Origin of the sequence: Micromonospora sp. NPDC005173 (assembly GCF_040608515.1) — a bacterium.
Classification (GTDB): domain Bacteria; phylum Actinomycetota; class Actinomycetes; order Mycobacteriales; family Micromonosporaceae; genus Micromonospora.
The window spans coordinates 248758-268702 of the sequence record NZ_JBEXIK010000002.1 but is presented as its reverse complement, the minus strand read 5'-3'; the positions used below and the strand labels follow the sequence as shown (position 1 = coordinate 268702).

At 73.8% G+C, this 19945-nt stretch carries 18 protein-coding genes and 1 riboswitch; of the genes, 8 read left to right on the top strand and 10 right to left on the bottom strand.

Annotation, left to right across the window (positions count from 1 at the left end; genetic code table 11):
* Position 1: 1 nt before the first annotated feature.
* The 4 genes from gvpJ to ABZV00_RS04255 are packed head-to-tail and all read left to right on the top strand — an operon-like array spanning position 2 to position 1755.
* Complete coding sequence (gene gvpJ / locus ABZV00_RS04270; RefSeq protein ID WP_355601723.1) at positions 2 to 385, top strand: gas vesicle protein GvpJ; 384 nt, start codon at positions 2 to 4, stop codon at positions 383 to 385.
* Entirely contained in the window at positions 369 to 1196 is an 828-nt protein-coding gene (locus ABZV00_RS04265) for a GvpL/GvpF family gas vesicle protein (RefSeq protein ID WP_355601721.1), read from the top strand. The genes gvpJ and ABZV00_RS04265 overlap by 17 nt, the downstream gene beginning before the upstream one ends.
* A complete protein-coding gene (locus ABZV00_RS04260; RefSeq protein ID WP_355601719.1) occupies positions 1193 to 1405 on the top strand; it encodes a gas vesicle protein in 213 nt (70 codons plus the stop codon). The genes ABZV00_RS04265 and ABZV00_RS04260 overlap by 4 nt, the downstream gene beginning before the upstream one ends.
* The gene (locus ABZV00_RS04255; RefSeq protein ID WP_355601717.1) at positions 1402 to 1755 is read left to right on the top strand and encodes a gas vesicle protein K; all 354 of its coding nucleotides are present in this window, start codon (positions 1402 to 1404) and stop codon (positions 1753 to 1755) included. The genes ABZV00_RS04260 and ABZV00_RS04255 overlap by 4 nt, the downstream gene beginning before the upstream one ends.
* Positions 1756 to 1804: 49 nt before the next feature.
* On the opposite strand, the gene ABZV00_RS04250 is transcribed toward ABZV00_RS04255, so the two are convergent.
* From ABZV00_RS04250 to ABZV00_RS04215, 8 genes are all read right to left on the bottom strand, one after another.
* The gene (locus ABZV00_RS04250) at positions 1805 to 2737 is read right to left on the bottom strand and encodes a superoxide dismutase (RefSeq protein WP_355601715.1); all 933 of its coding nucleotides are present in this window, start codon (positions 2735 to 2737) and stop codon (positions 1805 to 1807) included.
* Between the two features lie 106 nt (positions 2738 to 2843).
* Positions 2844 to 5099, bottom strand: coding sequence for an AAA family ATPase (locus ABZV00_RS04245; protein ID WP_355601713.1), 2256 nt, complete (start codon positions 5097 to 5099; stop codon positions 2844 to 2846).
* Positions 5100 to 5135: 36 nt separating this feature from the next.
* Positions 5136 to 5669: a hypothetical protein gene (locus ABZV00_RS04240; RefSeq protein WP_355601711.1), complete on the bottom strand. Its 534-nt coding sequence runs from the start codon at positions 5667 to 5669 to the stop codon at positions 5136 to 5138.
* Positions 5670 to 5708: 39 nt separating this feature from the next.
* Complete coding sequence (locus ABZV00_RS04235) at positions 5709 to 6473, bottom strand: ATP/GTP-binding protein (RefSeq protein ID WP_355601709.1); 765 nt, start codon at positions 6471 to 6473, stop codon at positions 5709 to 5711.
* Positions 6451 to 6939 (bottom strand): DUF742 domain-containing protein, encoded by a 489-nt coding sequence (locus ABZV00_RS04230; RefSeq protein ID WP_328420984.1) that lies wholly within the window; start codon positions 6937 to 6939, stop codon positions 6451 to 6453. The genes ABZV00_RS04235 and ABZV00_RS04230 overlap by 23 nt, the downstream gene beginning before the upstream one ends.
* Positions 6936 to 7412, bottom strand: coding sequence for a roadblock/LC7 domain-containing protein (locus ABZV00_RS04225; RefSeq protein WP_355601707.1), 477 nt, complete (start codon positions 7410 to 7412; stop codon positions 6936 to 6938). Before ABZV00_RS04225 ends, ABZV00_RS04230 begins: the two co-directional genes overlap by 4 nt.
* Positions 7409 to 10096 carry a nitrate- and nitrite sensing domain-containing protein gene (locus ABZV00_RS04220; protein ID WP_355601705.1) on the bottom strand — a complete coding sequence of 896 codons (2688 nt, stop codon included), beginning with the start codon at positions 10094 to 10096 and terminating at the stop codon, positions 7409 to 7411. Before ABZV00_RS04220 ends, ABZV00_RS04225 begins: the two co-directional genes overlap by 4 nt.
* Positions 10083 to 11276 (bottom strand): hypothetical protein, encoded by a 1194-nt coding sequence (locus ABZV00_RS04215; protein ID WP_355601703.1) that lies wholly within the window; start codon positions 11274 to 11276, stop codon positions 10083 to 10085. Before ABZV00_RS04215 ends, ABZV00_RS04220 begins: the two co-directional genes overlap by 14 nt.
* A 364-nt stretch (positions 11277 to 11640) precedes the next feature.
* On the opposite strand from ABZV00_RS04215, the gene ABZV00_RS04210 reads away from it, so the two are divergent.
* Both ABZV00_RS04210 and ABZV00_RS04205 read left to right on the top strand, forming a co-directional pair.
* A complete protein-coding gene (locus tag ABZV00_RS04210; protein WP_355601702.1) occupies positions 11641 to 14505 on the top strand; it encodes an alpha/beta fold hydrolase in 2865 nt (954 codons plus the stop codon).
* A complete protein-coding gene (locus tag ABZV00_RS04205; protein WP_328420973.1) occupies positions 14505 to 15401 on the top strand; it encodes an ABC transporter permease subunit in 897 nt (298 codons plus the stop codon). The genes ABZV00_RS04210 and ABZV00_RS04205 overlap by 1 nt, the downstream gene beginning before the upstream one ends.
* A gap of 10 nt (positions 15402 to 15411) precedes the next feature.
* On the opposite strand, the gene ABZV00_RS04200 is transcribed toward ABZV00_RS04205, so the two are convergent.
* Entirely contained in the window at positions 15412 to 16107 is a 696-nt protein-coding gene (locus ABZV00_RS04200) for a DUF4232 domain-containing protein (RefSeq protein ID WP_355601699.1), read from the bottom strand.
* 697 nt (positions 16108 to 16804) lie between these two features.
* The gene (locus tag ABZV00_RS04195) at positions 16805 to 17146 is read right to left on the bottom strand and encodes a metalloregulator ArsR/SmtB family transcription factor (RefSeq protein WP_355601697.1); all 342 of its coding nucleotides are present in this window, start codon (positions 17144 to 17146) and stop codon (positions 16805 to 16807) included.
* A gap of 91 nt (positions 17147 to 17237) precedes the next feature.
* Here ABZV00_RS04195 and ABZV00_RS04190 point away from each other — a divergent pair, with 91 nt between their 5' ends.
* Positions 17238 to 18206, top strand: a complete 969-nt coding sequence (locus ABZV00_RS04190; RefSeq protein ID WP_355601695.1) for a DMT family transporter — start codon at positions 17238 to 17240, stop codon at positions 18204 to 18206.
* Between the two features lie 67 nt (positions 18207 to 18273).
* A riboswitch (SAM riboswitch) is annotated at positions 18274 to 18409 on the top strand.
* Between the two features lie 11 nt (positions 18410 to 18420).
* Positions 18421 to 19707, top strand: a complete 1287-nt coding sequence (gene thrC / locus ABZV00_RS04185; RefSeq protein WP_355601693.1) for a threonine synthase — start codon at positions 18421 to 18423, stop codon at positions 19705 to 19707.
* Positions 19708 to 19945 lie beyond the last annotated feature (238 nt).

Below are 19945 nucleotides of genomic sequence, written 5' to 3'. Positions count from 1 at the left end.
GATGACCAGACCGCAGGCTCCGTCGGTGGTGCAGAACTCCGGACAGGTCCTGCCCGCAGGCCACGAGCCGGCCAATCTGGGCGACATCCTGGAGCGGGTGCTCGACCGGGGCATCGTGATCGCCGGCGACATCCGGGTCAGCCTCCTCGACATCGAGCTGCTGACGCTGAAATTGCGGTTGGTCATCGCGTCGGTCGACACCGCGCGGCAGATCGGCATCGACTGGTGGGAGCACGACCCGTGGCTCAGCTCACGGGCTCGACCCCCGGTGGAGCCGGGACCGCGTAACCCGGAGGAGGTCGAAGCGGAGCGGCGCCCCCGAGTTGCGGCTCGGGCGCGACGCCGGGACGCCGAAGTGGAGGAGTGGGATGAGTTCGACGGTTGAGGTGGCCGCCGACCGGCCCGCCCCCGTCGCCGCTGCCTGGCTGCACGGCGTGGTCCGGGACGCCGAGCCGGCGACGCTGGCGGCGATCGTCGGGATGGACGGAGCCCCGGTCCGTGCGGTGTCCGCCGCCGGGTTGGTCGCCGTGGTCAGCACCGCGCCGCTGGACGAGTACGGCGAGCAGCCCCTGCGCCGCAACCTGGAGGACCTGGCCTGGCTGGAGCGGGCGGCCCGGGCGCACCACGCGGTGGTCGAGGCGCTGGCACGGCGGGGGCCGGTGGTGCCGGCCCGGCTCGCCACCGTGCACACGAACGACGACCGGGTGGCCGGCTCTCTCACAGCCCGACGGGCCGAACTGGTCGCCACCCTGGACCGGCTGACCGGGCGCGGTGAGTGGGGTGTCAAGGGCTACCTGGTACCGGGAGCGGCTACCGCGAGCGCCGAAGCGGCCGGGGCCGGCCGGGTGGGGACGGCATACCTGCGCCGCCGACGGGCCCAGTTGACCGCCCGTGAGGAACGTCAGCACGTGGCGAGCGCGGCCGCGGACGCAGTGCACGCCGCCCTGTGCGAGTTGGCCGTGGCGGGCCGGCGGCACGCCCCACAGGACCGGCGGCTTTCCGGGGCGTCCACCCCGATGGTGCTCAACGGGGCGTACCTGGTCGACCTCGCGGAGCTGTCCCGCTTCACCGAGCTGGTCGGCTCGCTGAGCGGACGACATCCGGGACTCCACCTGGAGCTGACCGGGCCGTGGCCGGCCTACTCCTTCGTCGCGGAACGACCGGAGCCCGCGCTCACCGTTCGGGAGCAGCGGTGACCGCCGCGCTCGCGCCGAACAGCGCCGACGATCCGTTGGCCTACCGGCCGGTCGCCCTGGTCGACCTGCTCGACCGGGTGCTCGCCACCGGAGTGGTGATCAGCGGCGACATCACCCTGTCCATCGCCGACGTGGATCTCGTCCGGATCTCGCTGCGTGCGCTGGTCGCCTCGGTCGGCGCACTGGCCCAGACGGAGGACGCCGGATGAACGGGCGGGACGAGGCGGCGGAACTGGCCACCGCGCTGGGCGCGGAGTCGTGGCAACCGCCCCGGGTCACCCCGCTGGACCGCCGGATCGCCGTGGACCGCGACTCGGTCGAGCGGGGGCTGGCCAGCCTGGTGCTCACCGTCGTCGAGTTGCTGCGGCAGCTGATGGAGCGGCAGGCGCTGCGCCGGGTGGACCTCGGTGACCTCACCGAGGAGCAGGTCGAGCGGATCGGGGTGACACTGATGGCCCTGGAGGAGCAGATGGTCGGACTGCGCGAACACTTCGGCCTGGCGCCGGAGGACCTGAACCTGGACCTTGGGCCGCTCGGCCCGCTCCTCCCCACGGACTGACCCGAGCCGGCCGACGGCAACCCGGGAGGGGTCGCCGCCGGCCGTCAGATCAGGCCGGGACTCGGACGATGTCGTAGTCCGTGTCCGGCGTGGATTCCACGTCGAAGCGGCCGTTCACCACGTACAGCGCCGAACCGAGCAGGTCACCGGTGGCCGGCGACCGCAGCTCCGGACCGGTGATCTCCCGCTGCACCACTCCGGCCGTGTATTTGGCGTTCATTCGGACCACCGCGATGACGTTGGTCAGGTTCCGGATCACGTAGAGGGTGTGCCCGCGCAGCACCAGGCCGTCGGCCCGCTCCACCGAGTAGCCACCGAGGTCGACGAGGCGGCTGCCGCCGGTGCGGGGGTCGATGCGTACCAGCCGGCCGGGCAGCATCTGCGCGACCAGCAGATCGCCGTCCGGCAGCGCCACGATCCCGTTGTGGTACGCGTCCGGCGTCGCGGCCGGACCGGTGAGCGGGAGCACCCGGAAGTTGCTGGCGGCCGGCAGGCGACCGCCCGGGCCCAGCGGCACCACGTACAGCACCTGTCGGGCCGAATCGGTGAAGTAGACGGCCCACTTGGTGATCACCAGGTCGTTGACGAAGCTGCCCGGCTCGTCGGTGAACTGGTAGTGGGCCAGTTGGGCGCCGGTGCCCGCGTCGTACACGCTGGCGCCGCCGCCGGAGAAGTCGGCGGTCCACAGCCGGCCCTGCTGGTCGAGCTTGAGGCCGGCCTTGTCCTTGCCCGGCACGCCCGGGATCAGCACCGAGCCACGCCCCGTGCGTAAGTCACCCCGCCAGATCGCACCGTCCAAAATGGACCCTACATACACGGTGGTGCCCCGACCGATCGTCAGACCCTCCGGGGTGAACCCGTCGGGTAGGGCGATCCGGGCCGGAAACGGCTTCGCCGGATGAGCGGTCGCCGGTGAGCCGACCGTGACCAGGGTCGCGGCCGCCACCAGGGGAACGACCAGAAGAGAGAACAGCTTGCGCAAGGAACACCGCCTGACGTCGTCGTGGAATTTTCCACTGAGGAATGTGACGTCCTAGGAACACCCTGGGCGGCTCGAAAGGTTGACTCGCTGATCAGTTTTGTTGGCGTCACGACCGGTCGGCGGCGTACCGGGCCAATGAGGCGACCTGGGCCGGGTTCAGCGACGGACGGACCCGGCGACGTGCCGTGGCCACGTGCGCGGCGGTGACGGTGGCGGCGGTCAACGACTCACGCATCGCGGCGAGCGCCGCCTCCCGGACCAGCGCCGCGCAGTCGGCCGCGGAAAAGTCGTCCAGTTCCCCGCCGAGCGCGGCCAGATCGACGTCCGGGGCCAGCGGCACGTTTCGGGACGAAGCTCGCAGGATCTCCGCGCGGGCCGCCCCGTCCGGCGGCGGCACGTAGACCAGCCGCTCCAACCGGCCCGGCCGCAGCAGCGCCGGGTCGACCAGGTCCGGACGGTTCGTCGCGCCGACCACCACCACGTTGCGCAGCGTCTCCACCCCGTCCAGCTCGGTGAGCAGCGCGGCGACCACCCGGTCCGTGGTGCCCCCGTCGCTGGCCTGACCGCGGACCGGCGCCAGCGCGTCCACCTCGTCCAGGAAGATCAGCGCGGGAGCGGCCTCCCGGGCCCGACGGAACAGCTCGCGAACGGCGCGTTCGCTCTCGCCCACCCACTTGGAGAGCAACTCCGCGCCCTTCACCGAGAGCACGTTCGCCCGCCCCGACCCGGCCAGGGCCGTGACCAGGTACGTCTTGCCGCAGCCGGGCGGCCCGTAGAGCAGCACGCCGCGCGGCGGCTGTACGCCGAGGCGAGCGAAGGTGTCCGGGTAGGTCAGCGGCCAGAGCACCGACTCGGTCAGCGTCTGCTTGACCTCGACCAGGTCACCCACGTCGTCGAGGGTCACCGAGGCCAACTCCAGGGTGGAGGCGGCCATCGTGGTCGGCCGGACCACCTCCAGGGCGGCGGTGAAGTCGGCCATCGACACGGTCGGCGTCTCGGCCGACTTCTGCCGCAGCGCCGCCCGTACCCCGGCCTCCCGGACCAGCGCCGCCAGGTCCGCCGCCACGAACCCGGGGGTACGGCCGGCAACCTCGTCCAGTCGGACGTCGTCGGCCAGCGGCACCTGCCGGGTCAGCACGGTGAGCTGCTCGCGGCGCAGCGCCGGGTCGGGTAGCGGGATGCTGATCCGCAGCGACAGCAGGTCCGGCGCGCGCAGGGCCGGGTCGACCGCCTCCGGCCGGCCGGTGGTGCAGACCACGGCGACGCCGGCCCGGACGGCCTCCGCGAGCACCTGCCGGAACACCGTGGCCACCGGGCCGGGCTCGTCCGCCGGGGCGAGCGCCTCGACGTCGGTGACCAGCAACACCGCCGGCCCGCCGGCCCGGACCGCCGTCGCCACGGCGCGCAGCCGGTCGGCGGCGGCCTGGTTGGCCAGCGCGGCCACCTCGGGCGCCCAGAGCGGGTGTACGCGGGCACCGACCCGGGCCGCAACCGCCCGGACCAGCGCTGACTTCCCGGAGCCGGCGGGCCCGCTGAGCAGCACTCCCAGCGAGATGGTGGTGCCCAGCCGGCCCAGCACCTCCCGGTGGTGGAAGCCGAGGTCGAGCAGCTCGGTCAGCTCCTCGGCCTGGGCCCGCAGGCCGGGCAGCTCATCCACGTCGGGCGCGTCGTCGTTCGTCCAGTCCGCCGCCGCATCCGCCGGAGCCGCAGCGGCCGGCGGGTGCCCGCCGGCATTCGCGAGGGGCCGCTCCGCCGGGGTGAGCCGGCCGGGGGCGGAGCCGTGGGTGGTCGGGCCGTGCTCCCAGCCGACCAGCGTGTCCATGGTGACCAGCGCGCCCGCGGCCGGCTCGACCGCGACAACGGTGAGCAGGGTGCTGGTCCAGGCGAACCCGACCGTGTTGGCGAGGCTGCGCCGGGCCGCCTCGATCAGGCCGCGCACCGAGGCGTCCGGCAGCACGTCCTGCGGCAACAGCGACACGTCGTCGCCGGCGGTGACCACCTTGCCCAGCAGGGCGAGCCGGAGCATCTCCGGGCTGACCGCCGCGACCACCTCCACCGGCCCGGCCAGGGTGACCCGGCTCGCCGGGGTCAGGGGTACCGGGGTCACCCGCACCTGACCGCCGTCGCGGAGGCCGAGGTTGCCCAGCGTCAGGTCGTCGGCGTACAGGAGGGCGGTGCTCGCTCCCGGCTCCGCCGCCGCCACGATCCCGGCCGTCTCCCGGCGGCCGGCCAGCCGGACCGGGTCGCCGGGGCGCAGCCCCAGCGCGGTCAGCGCCTCCGGGTGCAGCCGCACGATGCCCCGGCGGGCATCCAGCGCCGCCGGCCGCAGGCTCGCGGTCAGGGTCAGGTCGGGTTGCGCCACCGCCCGACCGTACGCGCCGGCCGCCAGCCCCGCTGGTCAGCGCCGGGGATCAAGCTCGTTCAACAGCGACGGGTCCCGCCGGATCAGCTCGGCCAGCCGGGCCGCCGGGTCCGCGGTCAGCCCGTCCGGGCCGGGTGCCCAGGCTGGCACCGTCCGGCCGGACAGTGGCCAGGCCGGCGGTGGTTCCGGCGGGGGCGCCGACAGCTCCGGGCCGACCGTGACGTCCGGCCCGTCCCAGGAGACCCGCAGTGGGTACGTCCGCCCGGCGTACTCGACGCGGACGGTCACCGCCAGCCCCGGGTGGGCGCCGACGACCTGCCGTACCGCCTCGGCCACCTCCTCGACCGGACCCCACCCGGCCACCTCACCGGGGGTGTCCCGCCCCGCGTGTCGGGCGTCGTGCCGGCCCGGTCCGGCGTTGCGGGTGTCGGTGCGGCCGCTTCCGGGCTGAGCCGGCCGATCGACCTGATCCGGTGGTGGTGTGCTGTCGTCACGGTCGGCGGCCAGCCGGCGCAGCGCCTCCTCGCGCCGGGCCAGCCGGGCCAGCGTTTCGTCCAGGTCGCCCCTCACCAGATCACCCCTTCCCGCCCACGGCCGGAGCCGGTCGGCTCAGGCCCTCCTGTCCCGGGTGGCCCGTTCCAGCGCACGGTCCAGGACGACCAGCAGGGCGTCCCGTACCGAAAGCCGGTCCCGGGCATCGAACTGGACCAGGGGAACATGCTCCCCGATGGCCAGCGCCCACCGGATCTCGCCGAGCTCCAGGGCCAGCCGCCCGTCGAAGGCGTTGACCCCGACCACGAACGGCAGCCCGGCCCGCTCGAAGAAGTCGATCGCCGGGAAGCAGTCGTCCAGCCGGGCGCTGTCAACCACCACCAGGGCGCCGAGCGCACCCCGGGCCAGGTCGTCCCACATGAAGCCGAACCGGGTCTGCCCCGGCGTACCGAACAGGTAAAGCTTGAGGCTGCGGTCGATGGTTACGCAACCGAAGTCCATCGCCACCGTGGTCGTCGTCTTGTGCGACCGGACGCCCGGGTCGTCCACGCCGATCCCGGCGCTGGTCATCTCGGCCTCGGTGGTCAGCGGCGCGATCTCGGAGATCGCGCCGACCGTGGTGGTCTTACCCACGCCGAACCCGCCGGCAATCAGAATCTTGACCGGGATCGGTGGCGCGGCAGGAGGCCGGATCGCCGGTGCCGGCGTCGACCCCGAACCGGCCAGTGGCTGGTACGGCGGCGGTGGCGCGGGCAGCGGCTGACCGGTGCGTCCGAGCGCGGGACCGGTGGTCGGCGAGGTGCCGTAGCGGGCAGCGGCGCTGTTGCCGGCGGGCCCACCGAGCGGGGCGACCGGCCATTCAGGAGATCGCACGGAGTCCATCAATCACTCGCAGGATGAGGTTGGGGTCGAAGGCACCGTCGGCGTCCGTGACGTGCACGTCCAGGTGCCCGGCGGCCCGCAGGTCGCCGACCAGGACCCGGGTCACGCCGAAGTGCAGCCGGGTCCGGGCCGAGAGCTCGGCCACCGAGATCGGCTCGGCGCAGAGCGCGATGATCGCCTGGAGCTCCGGCGCCAGCAGGACGCCCGGCGGGCCGGTCCACCAGCCGCTGTCCGCGCGGACGGTCACCTGCGTCTCCAGGCCGATCGCCGGGTCCGCGCCGGCGACCCGTCCGGAGGTGAGCACGAACGGCCGGGGACCGCCCGGCCGGTCATCGCCGGATTCCGGCTCGGGCAGCGCCGTTGCCGCCGACGCGCCGCCCCCGGCCGGGGGCGGCGTACGCAGGTAGGGGCGGATCCGGACACCGGCTTCCGGGTCCGGATCCTCGCCGGCGACGTCCGGGATCACTGCTGGACGGCGTTCTTCAGCTCGACGATCAGCCGCGGGGTGAGGGCGCCACCGGCCCGTCCGGCGAAGAGCGTCATCTCGTACGCGACGGTACCCAGGTTCGCCGACCGGTCGGCGACCACGCCGAGGACGGATCCGCTGCTGATCGCGCTGATCAGGAGGTAGCCGTCGGCCATGTCGACGATCACCCGGTTGAGGCCGCCGAGCGCGTACCAGCTGGCCGCGCCGCCGGCGAGGCTGGTCATGCCGGAGACCACGGCGGCCAGCCGCTCCGCGTTGGACCGGTCCTTGATCGCCGACATGGCCATCAGCAACCCGTCCGAGGAGACCGCGATCGCCTCCAGCACGCCGGCCGTGCTGGAGGTGAAGGAGTCCAGGAGCCAGTTGAACGTTCGCGCCTCCGGGCTGAGGTCCCCGACGGCGCCGGACGGGCTCTGGTGGTCGACATTGTCGTGCAGGAAGGGGCTGGTCACCGTGATGATCCTTCTTCGTTCCGACGGTCTGGGCTGACTTCGCGGAGAGCACGGGCGACGCCCGCCTCGAACTCGGTGAGGAGCTTGCGGATCTCGGCCGGATCGCCGAGGTGCGGGCTGGCCGCCTGGCAGGGCGGGTCGACAGTGAGGTTCGCCCCGGGTACCCGCCGGCTCAGCAGGGGCCGGCCCGGGGTGGTCCCTGCCGAGCCGGCGGTGTCCGCGACCGTGGGGCCGAGACCGCCAGGTGTGGCGGGACGGTCGACCTTCACGCTCAGCTCGGCTCGGCGTACGCCGGCCTGAAACGCCTCGACCAGCGCGCGGGCGGCGGCCGGGTCGGCGTCGGTGGCGTCCACCGGGCCGACTGGCGCCGTGGCGGCGGGCAGGCTGGCCCCGGGCACCCGTTGCCGGACCCGTGGGCCGGTGGGCGTACCCGTCGGTTCCGGCCTCTCCGGCCCCGGCGCAGTGCGGTCCGGGTGGCCGATGCCGGCGCCGGCGATGCCCGCCCCGCTGGCCGTGCCGCGCCCCGGTCGGCGGGGCAGGCCCGAGTCGGTCGCCGGGAGGTCCACCGGGGCGGCCGGCGTTGCGGCGGAGGCGTCGGCGGGCGCGCTGATCTGCGGCGTGGAGGCAGCGGCGCCGAACGCGTCCCAGGGCCTGCCCGACTCCAGGCTGCGGGTGGCGCGGCTGAGCAGGTCCGAGTCGAAGCCGCCGGGTGCCGCGGGGGCGGCTGCCGTGAGGGACCGGGTACCCCGGCCGGTTTCGTGTGCGGTCAGCGAGCGGCGGTCCCGGTCCGGCACCGCGGCCCGGGCCACGGTGGCCCCGGCCCGGTCGGCAGGGCGCAGCACCAGCGACACCGGCGGGATCTCCAGCCGGGCGGTCACGCCGCCGCCGGTGGTGGCGGCCAGGTTGACCGTCCAGCCGTGGCGGCGGGCCAGCCGGCCCACCACGAAGAGGCCGAGCACCTCGGTCGGCGTCAGGTCGAGCCGTTCCCGGCGGGTGAGCCGGGCGTTCTCCTCGGCCAACCGTTGCTCGGTCATGCCGATGCCCCGGTCCAGCACCGTGATCCGGGCACCGAGCCCGGACGCCTCACCGACCACCAGCACCCGGGTGTGCGGCGGGGAGAAGACGGTGGCGTTCTCCATCAGCTCGGCCAGCGCGAGGACGAGGTCGCCGACCACCGCCGGTGCGGCCGAGATGCCAGCCGGCACCTGCACGTCCACCCGGGTGTAGTCCTCGATCTCGCCGAGCGCCAGCCGGACCACGTCGGCCAGCGGCACCGGCGCGGTGTGCGCGTCGGCCCCGGCAGAGCCGGAGAGCACGACCAGGCTGCCGGCGTTACGCCGTAGCCGGCTGGAGATGTGGTCGAGCCGGTAGAGGTGCTCCAGCCGGCCCGGGTCGGCCTCCTGCTGCTCCAGCCGGTCGATCAGCGCGATCTGCCGGCCCACCAGGTTCTGCGTACGCCGCCCGACGTGGCCGAACATCTGCGCCACGTTGCGCCGGCCGGCGACCTGCCGTTCGACCAGCCGGGCAGCGGTGCTCTGCACCCGGTCGAAGGCCCGAGCCAGGTCACCGATCTCGTCGCGGGCCCGGATGTCCACCGGATCCAGCCGGATCGGCTGGGCGTTCTCCGTCTCGTCGTCGGCGACCCGGACCAGCTCCGCCTCGGCGACCCGGGCGACCCGGTCCGCGGAGAGGGTGAGCCGGGTCAGCGGCCTGGCCACCGTCCGGGCGACGACCGCACTGAGCAGGACGACCATCGCCAGGATCAGCGCCGCCGCGCCGCCGACCAGGTACGCGGCGGTCAGCGCCCGCCGCTGTTCGGCGGTCACCTCGGCGAGTACGTCGGCGACCAGCTTCTTCTCCACGAACTGGCCGAGCCGGATCATCGAGCGGACGGACGGGAAGAGCGCGTCCAGCGGCACGTCACGGATCGCGCCGGCCGGGTCGCGGGCGCTGGTGACCAGGAAGTCGGGGCTGGTACGGGCGGCCACCGCCACGTCGTTGAGCCGTGCCACCTCCAACTGCTCGGGCGTGATCAGGCTGCGGAAGCGCTGGCTGTCCACCTGGAGGGCGGCCATGCAGGCCACGTACCCGGCGCTGGCCTGCGGGCTGTCGGTCGCCTTGACCAGCACGATCAGGGTGGCGCAGGCGCCCAGCCCCTCGTCTGCGCGCAGCAGCCCGTCCAGGGCCAGCACCTGGCGGCCCGGCTGCGTGTCGGTGTCCACGCTGAACGGCAGCCGGAGCGAGTCGATCATTCCCCGGTTGACCGGGCCGAACGCGTCCATCACCTGAATCGGGCTCGCTGACCGGGCGAGCACGGCGGTCCGCAGGTCGATGAGGCTGGACACCCCGTACAGGGCGTGGTCGACCCGGTCGGTCAGCGCGTCGCTCCCCCCGGCCCGTAGGTCGGCGACCCGGTCGTCCACATCGGCGGTCTTGCGGACCAGTTCGGCACGTTCCACCCGGCCGAGCAGGAAGCCCACCGAGAGGATGCGTTCCTGCTGGAGGTCCTGCACCAGGCTGCCGACCCGGCTGGCGAGCCGCACCCGCTCGGCGATGTCGTCGGCGCGCTGCGCCACGGCCACCCGGTCGAGCACCACGGGCACCGCGAGGCCGACCATGCTGAGCAGGGGGATCAGCACGAGCAGCGCGAGCTTGCCGCGGATCCGGAGCCTACCGAGCAGCATCGAACGCCCCCCACTGGGCGGATTCCGGGTCGCGGGTCGCGCCGACCCGTTGCAGCGGCCGTGGGTCGCCGGGTCGGCCGGCGCTGACCGCCGGCTGCCAGAAACCGCCGGACGGAGGGGCGCCGGGGCTCTCCGCGCCCGCTGCGGTCATGGCGGCCCGGCGACGGGCCCGACGGCTGGCGGCGATGAGGAGTGCGGCGAGCCAACCCAGCAGCAGCGCGGCGGCCACCCCGGCCCCGGCGGTCAGCCAGCGGTCCCGGTCCAGCCCGTCGATCCGCTCGGCCAGCAGGGCGTCCAGCTCGCTGAGGATGACCGGCTGGAGCTGGAGGGCGGCGGTGTGCGCATCGAGCCGGGCGGCGGCCAGCCGACCCGGGTCCACCGTGCCGGTGCCGGCGGCCGGGGCGGAGTACGCGGCCAGCGCCTCCACCGAGCGCTGGTAGGTGTCCAGTGGGGTCAGCACGTTCGCGCCCAGGTCCGTGCTCTCCGAGCTGTCCACCGCGGCGCGCAGGTTGTCGACCAGGTCGGCGGCGGGTGCCAGGGCGGCCACCCGCAGGCCGGTCAGCTCGATCAGGCTGCGGGTCTGTTCGGCGGCCGGGCGGCGAGCGGCGAGCGTGTCCAGGTCGGCGAGCCGGCCGGCGGCCACCACCGCCTCGGGCAGCTCCTGGCCGGCGCTGTCCTGGAGGGAGAAGGAGTCGGCGCCCGGGTCGCGCACCAGCCCGGAGCTTTCCCGGACCTTGCGGTGCAGGGCCAACAGCAGGTCGGTGACCTCGCCGTACGCGGTGTAGGCGGACTCGGGGTCGGTGGGGCTGCGGTCCTGCAAGGCTTCCAGCCTGGCCCGCAGCCCGGCCCAGCGTTCCTGGCTGCGCAGCTCGGCGCCGATCCGAGCGTCCACCTCGGCGGCGTCCTCGACCGTGCGGGTCAGCGCCTCCCTGGAGACGGGGCGGCCGCTGACGGCGGCGGACTGGGCGTCGACCAGCGCGCCGGTGACCGGGGCGAGGGCGCGGAGATACTGCACGCCGAGCCGTTCCCGGGCGGCCAGGTCCCGGTCGTCGCTGGTCTGCCGCCAGGTCTGGGTGAGGAGCAGACCCACCGGTGCCAGCAGCGCCGTGATGAGCAGCAGCGGCAGCAGTCGACCCAACATGGACGGCCTTCGACGGACCCGCGGCGCGGGGACTGTCATGTGTGTCTCCTCCGGCGGTGGGCGCGGTGTCGGGTTTCGCCGATGAGTCCCGTGCACCGGACCGGAAAACTAACCGAACCTTCCGGTGGCCAACCCGTCGTCGGTGAGTCGGGTTTGCGTCAGTTCGAGCGATGTCACTGTTCGTCCGTGTTGCCGGCACGCTGCGTCCCGTCGACGGGTGTGACATGACGGGATCGAGGTGGATATCCGCCGAAGATCGGAATTCACGGGATGCGAACTCAACTCACTGTGCCGCGTCGCACGGTGGGCGGTCGCATCCCGTCCGGTCGCCGATCGGGGCAACCGGACGGACGTACGGCGGATCTCAGCCAACGCTCAGCCTGTGGCCCGTACCGTGTGCCGCATGAGATCGCCGTCGCCGGCCGCGTGGTTCCGGCGTGCCCTGCCCACCCGCCGCCGCGCGATCGCCGCAGCGACGGTCGTCGTGCTGTTGGCGGCCGTCGTGACCTGGGCGGTGTGGCCGCAGGGATCGGGTGTGCGCACCGAGAGCGCGATGCTCACCGTCCGCTCCGGACCGGCCGGCGACCAGCCTGTGGACCTGGACACCACCTTCTACCTGCCGGCCGACGCGTCGGCCGGCCGGAAGGTGCCGGCGGTGTTGCTGGCGCACGGGTTCGGCGGCACCAAGGAGTCGGTACGGTCCGACGCCGAGGAGTTCGCCGGGCGCGGTTACGCGGTGCTCACCTGGACGGCGCGGGGTTTCGGCCGCAGCGGTGGCGAGATCCACCTGGACAGCCCGGACTACGAGGTACGCGACGCCGAGCGGCTGCTGGACTGGCTGGCCGCCCGGCCGGAGGTGCGCACCGACGCCGCTGGCGACCCGAAGGTCGGTGTGGTCGGCGGCTCGTACGGCGGTGGGTTGGCGCTGCTGCTGGCCGCCCAGGACCGTCGGGTGGACGCGATCGTTCCCATGATCACCTGGAACGACCTGTCCCGGGCGTTCCTGCCGGAGAGCACCGGCGGGGCGCCGACCGAGGGCGTGTTCAAGAAGGGGTGGGCCGGCCTCTTCTTCGGCGGGGGCGGCAACGTGGGCACCGGCCCGGCCGGGATCTCCGGCGGGGCCGCCGCCCAGCCGCAGGGCGCACCGGCCTCCGCCGGCCCGCCCAGCCCGGATCCGGGCGCCGGCCCGGGCACGGGTCCCGGTGGCGCCCCGGCCGGCGCTGCCGACCCGTCCTGCGGCCGCTTCGCCGCCGATGTGTGCGCCGCGTACCTGCGGATCGCCACCACCGGGCAGGCCGACCAGGCCGCCGTGGACCTGCTGCGCCGCTCCAGTCCGGCGGGCGTGCTGGACCGGATCACGGCACCCACCCTGCTGGTGCAGGGCGAGGCGGACACCCTCTTCCCGCTCGGCGAGGCGGACGCCAACGCGCGGGGCATCGCCGCCGCCGGCACCCCGGTGCGGGTAGCCTGGTTCACCGGCGGGCACGACGGCGGCGCGGGCCCCCGCTCGGACTCGGACCGGGTGAAGTTCCTGACCGTCCAGTGGCTCGACCACTACGTCAAGGGCGAGGGCGAGGCGCCCGGCGACGACTTCACCTGGTCGCGGATCGCCGGCTTCGACGCGCTCGACCGGGGGCTGGTCGCCACCGGCTTCCGTCGCGCCGACTATCCGGGCCTGACCGGCAGCAGCCGCCGGGAGGTGGCGGTCGCCGGTCCGGCGCAGCCGATCGCGAACCCGCCGAACGGCAACCCGGCCGCCATCTCCTCGATCCCGTTCGCCGGTGGGCTCGCGTCGCTGCTGGACGGGGTGGCCGGCGACGTTCCCGGCCAGCACGCCCGGTTCGAGTCGGCGCCGCTGACCGAGGCGGTGGATGTGGCGGGCGCGCCCACCGTCAGCCTGCGGGCCGCGTCGCCGACCGGCGAGGCGGTGCTCTTCGTCAAGCTCTACGACGTCGATCCGGACGGCGCGGCCACGCTGCAGAACGGGCTGGTCGCCCCGGTTCGGCTCACCGGCCTGCCGCAGCGGGTGCAGGAGGCCCGGCCGGTCACCGTGACGCTGCCCGGGATCGTCCGCCGGGTGGAGGCGGGGCACCGGCTGCGGCTGGTGGTGGCCAGCTCCGACCAGGCGTACACCACGCCGGCCCAGCCCACCGTCTACACGGTGGCGGCGGACGGCGCGGTCAGCCTGCCCACGATCAGCGGCGAGCCGATCCCCAGCGCGGCGATCATCTGGCGTTGGGTCCTCGCCGGCCTGCTCGCCGCCATCGCGATCGGCCTCGTCGTGGTCGTCGCCGTGGTCCGGCGCCGGCACCGTCGACAGGACCGCTCGGTGCATCCGGAGTACGCGGACACGCCGCTGGCCGTGCGGCGGCTGCGCAAGGAGTACGCGGACGGCTTCGTCGCGGTGTCGAACGTGGACTTCGAGGTGCACCCGGGTCAGGTGGTGGGCCTGCTCGGGCCGAACGGCGCGGGCAAGACCACCACGCTGCGGGTGCTGATGGGGCTGACCCAGCCGACTGCCGGGGAGATCTACGTCTTCGGCCGCCGACTGGTGCCCGGCTCGCCGGTGCTCTCCCGGATCGGCGCGCTGGTGGAGGGGCCCGGCTTCCTGCCGCACCTGTCCGGCCTGGACAACCTGAAGGCGTACTGGCGGGCCACCGGGCGACCGGCGGCGGACGCGCACTTCGACGCGGCGCTGGAGATCGCCGGGCTGGGCGACTCGGTGCACCGGAAGATCAAGAACTACAGCCACGGGATGCGCCAGCGACTGGCCATCGCCCAGGCCATGCTCGGCCTGCCGGAGCTGCTGGTGTTGGACGAGCCGACCGACGGGCTCGACCCGCCGCAGATCGCCGAGATGCGCCGAGTCCTCCAGCGGTACGCCACGGACGGTCGTGCGGTGCTGGTCTCCAGCCACCTGCTGGCCGAGGTGGAGCAGACCTGTACGCACGCGGTGGTGGTGAACAAGGGCCGGATCGTGGCATCCGGGCCGGTGGAGGAGATCGTGGGCGAGTCCCCGAGCGTGCTCTTCGACGTCACCGATCCGGTGGCGGCGCGGGCGGTGCTGGACCGGCTGCACGGGGTCCGGGTGCTGCCGGAGAGCGACGGCCAGTTGGTGGTCGACACCAACGGCACGGCCCGCAGCGAGGTGGTGGCCGAGCTGGTGCGCGCCGGCATCGGGGTGGATCGGGTGGTGCCCCGGCGGCGTTTGGAGGACGCGTTCCTCGCCCTGGTGGGCGAGAACTCTCGGGGAAGCGGTGACCGGTGATGGCTGGCTCTTCCGTCGAGGCGCCGATGGGCGTCACCGATCCGGCCGGTGCGGCCCGGGGCTACCGGCCGTCGGCCACCATGCCGTTCGGCGCGGAGTTCCGCCGCCAGGCGTCCCGGCGGCGAACCCAGTTGGCGCTCGGGTTCATGGTGCTGCTGCCGCTGGTCATCCTGGTCGCCTTCCAGTTCAACTCCGGCGGGGACGACGACAACGGCAACAACGAGTTCGCCAGCCTGGTCGACCTGGCCACTGCTGGCGGGCTCAACTTCACCCTGTTTTCGATTTTCGTGTCGGCGTCGTTCCTGCTGGTGGTGGTAGTGGCGCTGTTCTGCGGCGACACGGTGGCCAGCGAGGCGAGCTGGGGCAGCCTGCGTTACCTGCTGGCGATCCCGGTGCCCCGGGCCCGGCTGCTCACCGTGAAGCTGGTGGTCGCGCTCGCGTACTCGGGGCTGGCCCTGCTGTTGCTGGCCGGTACCGCGCTGGTCGCCGGCACCCTGCGGTACGGCTGGTCGCCGCTGCGCAGCACGGTCGCCGCGGAGCTGGAGCCGGCCGAGGGGCTGCTCCGGCTGCTGGCGGTGCTCGGCTACCTGGCGGTCGTCCTGCTGGTGGTGGCCGGGCTGGCGTTCCTGCTGTCGGTGACGACGGACGCCGCGCTGGGCGCGGTGGGCGGCGCGGTGCTGCTCTGGATCCTGTCCAGCATCCTGGACCAGATCACCGCGCTCGGTGCGCTGCGCGACTTCCTGCCCACCCACTTCAGCACCGCCTGGCTGGGGCTGCTCTCCACCCCGGTGCAGACCGACGACGTGGTACGCGGCTGTATCTCGGCGATCAGCTACGCGACGCTGTTCTGGGGGCTGGCGTTCTGGCGCTTCACCCGCAAGGACATCACCTCGTAGCCGGCTGACCTCAGAGCCGGATGTCGGGCGGGCTCACCGACGACGGCACCGCGCTCGGCGCTGGCGGCTGGGCCGGCTGCGTCGGCACCGGCGCGGGCGGGTCGGCCTTCTTCCAGGCGCTGACGCCGATCCGGCCGGTGTTGCCCACGTCGATCGGGCCGTCCGGGTCGACGTCCTCGACCGGCTGCCCGGCGGCGGGCGCGACCAGCAGGTACGCCCCGTTGGTGGCCGGCACGGTCGAGTCGGTGACGAGGTTGCGCCAGAGGACGGTGGCGACGGCCCGCTCACCCTTCTGCAGCGTGAACTGCTGGGGCGGTTGGTCGAAGCCCGGGGTGATCTCCTTCGCCCCGGGCACCACCCGCAGGGTGATCGGCTCGCGCTGCTCGTCCAACACGCGCAGCGCCGGATACCCCTTCACCCGGTACGGCCGGTCGCCGCAGTTGACCAGCTCCAGCCCGAGGGCGCGCAGTCCCATGGCGGCGTCCGACCCCCTCGAGCGGACCCGGAGGCCCGACTCCGGGCACCAGAACGGCGGGCTGACGTACGCCGACGGCGTCGGGTTGGGCGCGGCCGTGACCCCGGGCAGCCGGCTCGGGTCATCCCCCGCCTGGCCTCGATGGTCGGCGGGAGCACAGGCGCCGAGCACGAGAGCCATCGCGACCGCCACGCCGGTCCGTCGCCGCGGTGCCGTGCCGTGCAAGGTCATCCGTTGATCCTCGCCCACGCGAGCGTCCGACCGCCGCCCGGCCCTCTGGATCTCATCGGCTCCCGCATCGGCTCCCGCATCGCGCCCCCGGCCTCGCGCCCCGGCCGCGCCCCGGCCGCGCCCCGGCCTCGCGCCGGCCTCGCGCGCCGGCCTCGCGCGCCGGCCTCGCGCCGGCCTCGCGCCGGCCTCGCGCGCCGGCCTCGCGCCGGCCTCGCGCCCCGGCCTCGCGCCGGCCTCGCGGCCCCGGCTTCGCGCCCCGGGCTCGCGGCCCCGGCCTGCCGGCCCGGCCTGCCGGCTGCTGACCCTGTCGAGCTGCCCCATATTTGGACCATCGCCGCGAGGGTTGCGCGGCGACCAGTCACCTGACCGGTTCTGCCGGGCTGGCTGCTCTGCTGGGGCGGCTGCTCTGCCGCCGTTCCCTCTCGGCACGGACCTGACGAGGGCTTTCGGGTGCCTCTGGAGCTGAATCGTTGGGGACATCGCTCGTCCGCGTGTAGCGGCCGGCGGTCATTGACCCGGCACACAGCCGGCATGCTGAGGCAAGCGCACAATCCGGCATCCAGCGGTGGTAACGCCGACGTCCAACCCCGCCCCATATCTGGGGCAGCTCGACAGGGCGTGCAGGCAGTCCGTTACTCCCGACCGCCGGGCTCGTCAGCCCGCCGTCACGTCGCGTCGCCAGCGGTGCCGGCCGCTCTCAGGCTGGCTCGGGGCGGCTCGGGGCGGCGCGGCTCGGGGCGGGCGGGGCGGGGGTGAGGACGGCGTTCAGGAGGCCGGGGTAGAGGCGCTCCAGCTCGTCTCGCCGGAGGCGGACGTAGCGGCTGGTGCCGGCGGCTCGGGTGCGGGTCAGGCCGGCCTCGCGCAGCACCTTGAGGTGGTGGCTGCGGGTCGCCTTGGAGACGCCGAACTCGAAGGTGTTGCAGGCGAACTCGCCGCCCTCGGCGAGCGCCCGGACGATCTGTAGCCGCACGTCGTCGGCGAGTGCGGCCAGCACAGTGGTGACCGGTACGGCGGTCAGGTCGGGTTCGTGCGGCTCCATGTGACCAGTGTAACCGTTGTTCGACAATCGTCGAACAAGTCCCTAGGGTCGGTGTCGTTGGTTCGACGATTCTCGAACATTGGAGCTGACGATGCGTCCCCGTTCCGCCGCCTATCCGCTTCTCGCCGTGCTCAGCTGGGGAGTGATGTTCCCGGTCCTGGCCAGTGCGCTGACCCGGGTTGATCCGCTCAACCTGACCACCGCTCGCTACCTGCTGGCCGCCCTCATCCTGGTCGCCATCCTGCTGCTCCGCGAGGGTGCCGGTGCGCTGCGGCTCGGCGGTCGGGCCGTCGAGGTGGCGGTGCTCGGTGTGGTCGGCTTCGCCGGCTTCAACGTGCTCACCAACCTGGCGCTCGAGCACGCCGCCCCGCAGCAGATCGCCCTCTTCGTGGCCACCACCCCGGTGATCACCCAACTGGTCCGCTGGGCTCGCGACGGCGTACGCCCGAAGCCCCTCCTGCTGGCCCTCTCCCTGGTGGCGCTCCTCGGCGTCGGCCTGGTGATCACCCGCGGGAGCCTGACCGGGCTCGGTCAGTTCGGCCTCGGCGGGCTGATGATGATCGGCGCGGTGCTCGGCTGGGCGATCTACACCCACGGCGCCAGCCAGTTCGGCACCTGGTCGCCGCTGCGGTACACCACGCTGACCGCGCTCGCCGGCACGGCCGCCATGCTCGCCGCGAGCGTGCTCGCCGACGGAATCGGATGGCAGCACGCGCCGGCCGCCGCCGACCTCGTGGCGGTCGCCCCGCAGTTGGCGTACGCCGTGATCATGGGCGCGGTGATCGCGGTGCTGGCCTGGAACACCGGCGTGCAGCGGCTCGGAGCCGCCAATGCCGCCCTGTTCATGAACCTGGTGCCGGTGACCACCTTCACGGTGCAGATCGTCCGCGGCTACCGGCCGGAGCCGATCGAGCTGGTCGGGGCCGCGATCACCATCGCCGCCTTGATCGCCGCGAACCTCGCCACCCGGGCCCGGACCGTGACCCCGTCGCTGCCCCAACCGACTGCGGTGACCGATCCGGTCGCGGTGGTCGACCCGGTGGCGGTGGCCAACCGCTGACCCACCCACTGGGATCTGCGGTGGAGGCGGCGCCCGGCGTTGCCTAGACTCGACGGCACAACTGAATACCTCATCCAGAGGGGCTGAGGGATACGGCCCGACGACGCCCCGGCAACCACCCCGCGCGCTCACCGCTGAGCGACCCGCGGGGCAGGTGCCAATTCCGTCCCCGCCGCACCGTGCGGTGTGGGGAAAGATGAGAGGACTCCTCGACATGACGTCGACGCTCGCCACCCCTGGCATCGACACCTCCTCCAGCCCCGCCCGAGCCCTGGTGTGCCGTGCCTGTTCGGCCCGCTACCCGCTCGCCGCCCAGCACGCCTGTTACGAGTGTTTCGGCCCGCTGGAGGTCGACTACGACACCGCCGCCCTGGCCGCCGTCACCCGTGAGCAGATCGAGGCCGGCCCGAACAACATCTGGCGGTACGCCGCGCTGCTGCCCGCCGGTCAGGACCCGTCCACCCGGGTGACCCTCGACCCGGGGCTCACCCCGCTGGTGGCGGCCCCGCACCTGGCCGCCGAGCTGGGCATCACCGCACCGCTCTGGGTCAAGGACGACAGCGCCAACCCGACCCACTCGTTCAAGGACCGGGTCGTCTCGGTGGCGCTCACCGCCGCCCGCGCGCTCGGCTTCAGCCGGTTCGCCTGCGCCTCGACCGGCAACCTGGCCAACTCGGTGGCCGCGCACGCCGCCCGGGCCGGGGTGCCCTCGGTGGTCTTCATCCCCAGTGACCTGGAGCAGGGCAAGGTCATCACCACCGCGGTCTACGGCGGCGACCTGGTCGCCATCGACGGCTCGTACGACGACGTGAACCGCCTCTGCGGCGAGTTGGTGGAGACCGACGAGTTCGAGGACACGGCGTTCGTCAACGTCAACGTCCGGCCGTACTACGCGGAGGGCTCCAAGACCCTCGGCTACGAGGTGGCCGAGCAGCTCGGCTGGCGGATCCCGGCCCAGGTGGTCATCCCGATGGCCAGCGGCGAACTGCTCACCAAGATTGACAAGGCGTTCTCCGAGCTGGTCGAGATCGGGCTGGTCGAGGCGCCGGCCGGCGGCTGGAAGGTCTTCGGTGCCCAGTCCGCAGGCTGCAACCCGATCGCCACCGCTCTGCACGCCGATACCGACACGATCACCCCGGTCAAGCCCACCGGCATCGCCAAGTCGCTGAACATCGGCGACCCGGCCGCCGGCCTCTACGCCCTGGAGGCGGTCCGCCGCACCGACGGTTGGATGGAGTACGCCGACGACGACGAGATCCGCGCCGGCATCCGGCAGCTGGCCCGTACCACCGGCGTCTTCGCGGAGACCGCCGGCGGGGTCACCGTGGCGGTGCTGCGCAAGCTGGTCGAGTCCGGTCGGCTCGACCCGACGGCGGAGACCGTGGTGTTCAACACCGGTGAGGGGCTGAAGACCATCGACGCGGTAGCCGGCCAGGTCGGCCCGACCCACCACATCAAGCCGTCCCTCCGCGCGGCCCGCGACGCCGGCCTCCTGGGCTGATCACACCCCCCGCCCAGCCCCGCGCCGCGCCGGAGGGGTGGGGCTGGCAGGGTCGGGCGGGGGATAGGGGATCGCCCGGACGGGGGATCGGGCCGATCCGCCGGGTAACTGGCTTTTCGCAGTGAGTGTGGAAAACCCACCGCTCTGGACTTGACGGCAGGAACCGGACGGCGCAAGATGCTCCCTGCGGGAGGGCATTTCGCCGGAGACTTTTGAAGTTCTTGCGACCCAGCGCCGG

What these genes read in the sequence shown, in the direction of transcription:
- gvpJ (WP_355601723.1), top strand. Translation starts at nt 2, where the DNA reads ATGACCAGACCGCAGGCTCCGTCGGTGGTGCAGAACTCCGGACAGGTC.
- ABZV00_RS04265 (WP_355601721.1), top strand. Translation starts at nt 369, where the DNA reads ATGAGTTCGACGGTTGAGGTGGCCGCCGACCGGCCCGCCCCCGTCGCC.
- ABZV00_RS04255 (WP_355601717.1), top strand. Translation starts at nt 1,402, where the DNA reads ATGAACGGGCGGGACGAGGCGGCGGAACTGGCCACCGCGCTGGGCGCG.
- ABZV00_RS04235 (WP_355601709.1), bottom strand. Translation starts at nt 6,473, where the DNA reads ATGGACTCCGTGCGATCTCCTGAATGGCCGGTCGCCCCGCTCGGTGGG.
- ABZV00_RS04220 (WP_355601705.1), bottom strand. Translation starts at nt 10,096, where the DNA reads ATGCTGCTCGGTAGGCTCCGGATCCGCGGCAAGCTCGCGCTGCTCGTG.
- ABZV00_RS04215 (WP_355601703.1), bottom strand. Translation starts at nt 11,276, where the DNA reads ATGACAGTCCCCGCGCCGCGGGTCCGTCGAAGGCCGTCCATGTTGGGT.
- ABZV00_RS04210 (WP_355601702.1), top strand. Translation starts at nt 11,641, where the DNA reads ATGAGATCGCCGTCGCCGGCCGCGTGGTTCCGGCGTGCCCTGCCCACC.
- ABZV00_RS04205 (WP_328420973.1), top strand. Translation starts at nt 14,505, where the DNA reads ATGGCTGGCTCTTCCGTCGAGGCGCCGATGGGCGTCACCGATCCGGCC.
- ABZV00_RS04200 (WP_355601699.1), bottom strand. Translation starts at nt 16,107, where the DNA reads ATGACCTTGCACGGCACGGCACCGCGGCGACGGACCGGCGTGGCGGTC.
- ABZV00_RS04195 (WP_355601697.1), bottom strand. Translation starts at nt 17,146, where the DNA reads ATGGAGCCGCACGAACCCGACCTGACCGCCGTACCGGTCACCACTGTG.
- ABZV00_RS04190 (WP_355601695.1), top strand. Translation starts at nt 17,238, where the DNA reads ATGCGTCCCCGTTCCGCCGCCTATCCGCTTCTCGCCGTGCTCAGCTGG.
- thrC (WP_355601693.1), top strand. Translation starts at nt 18,421, where the DNA reads ATGACGTCGACGCTCGCCACCCCTGGCATCGACACCTCCTCCAGCCCC.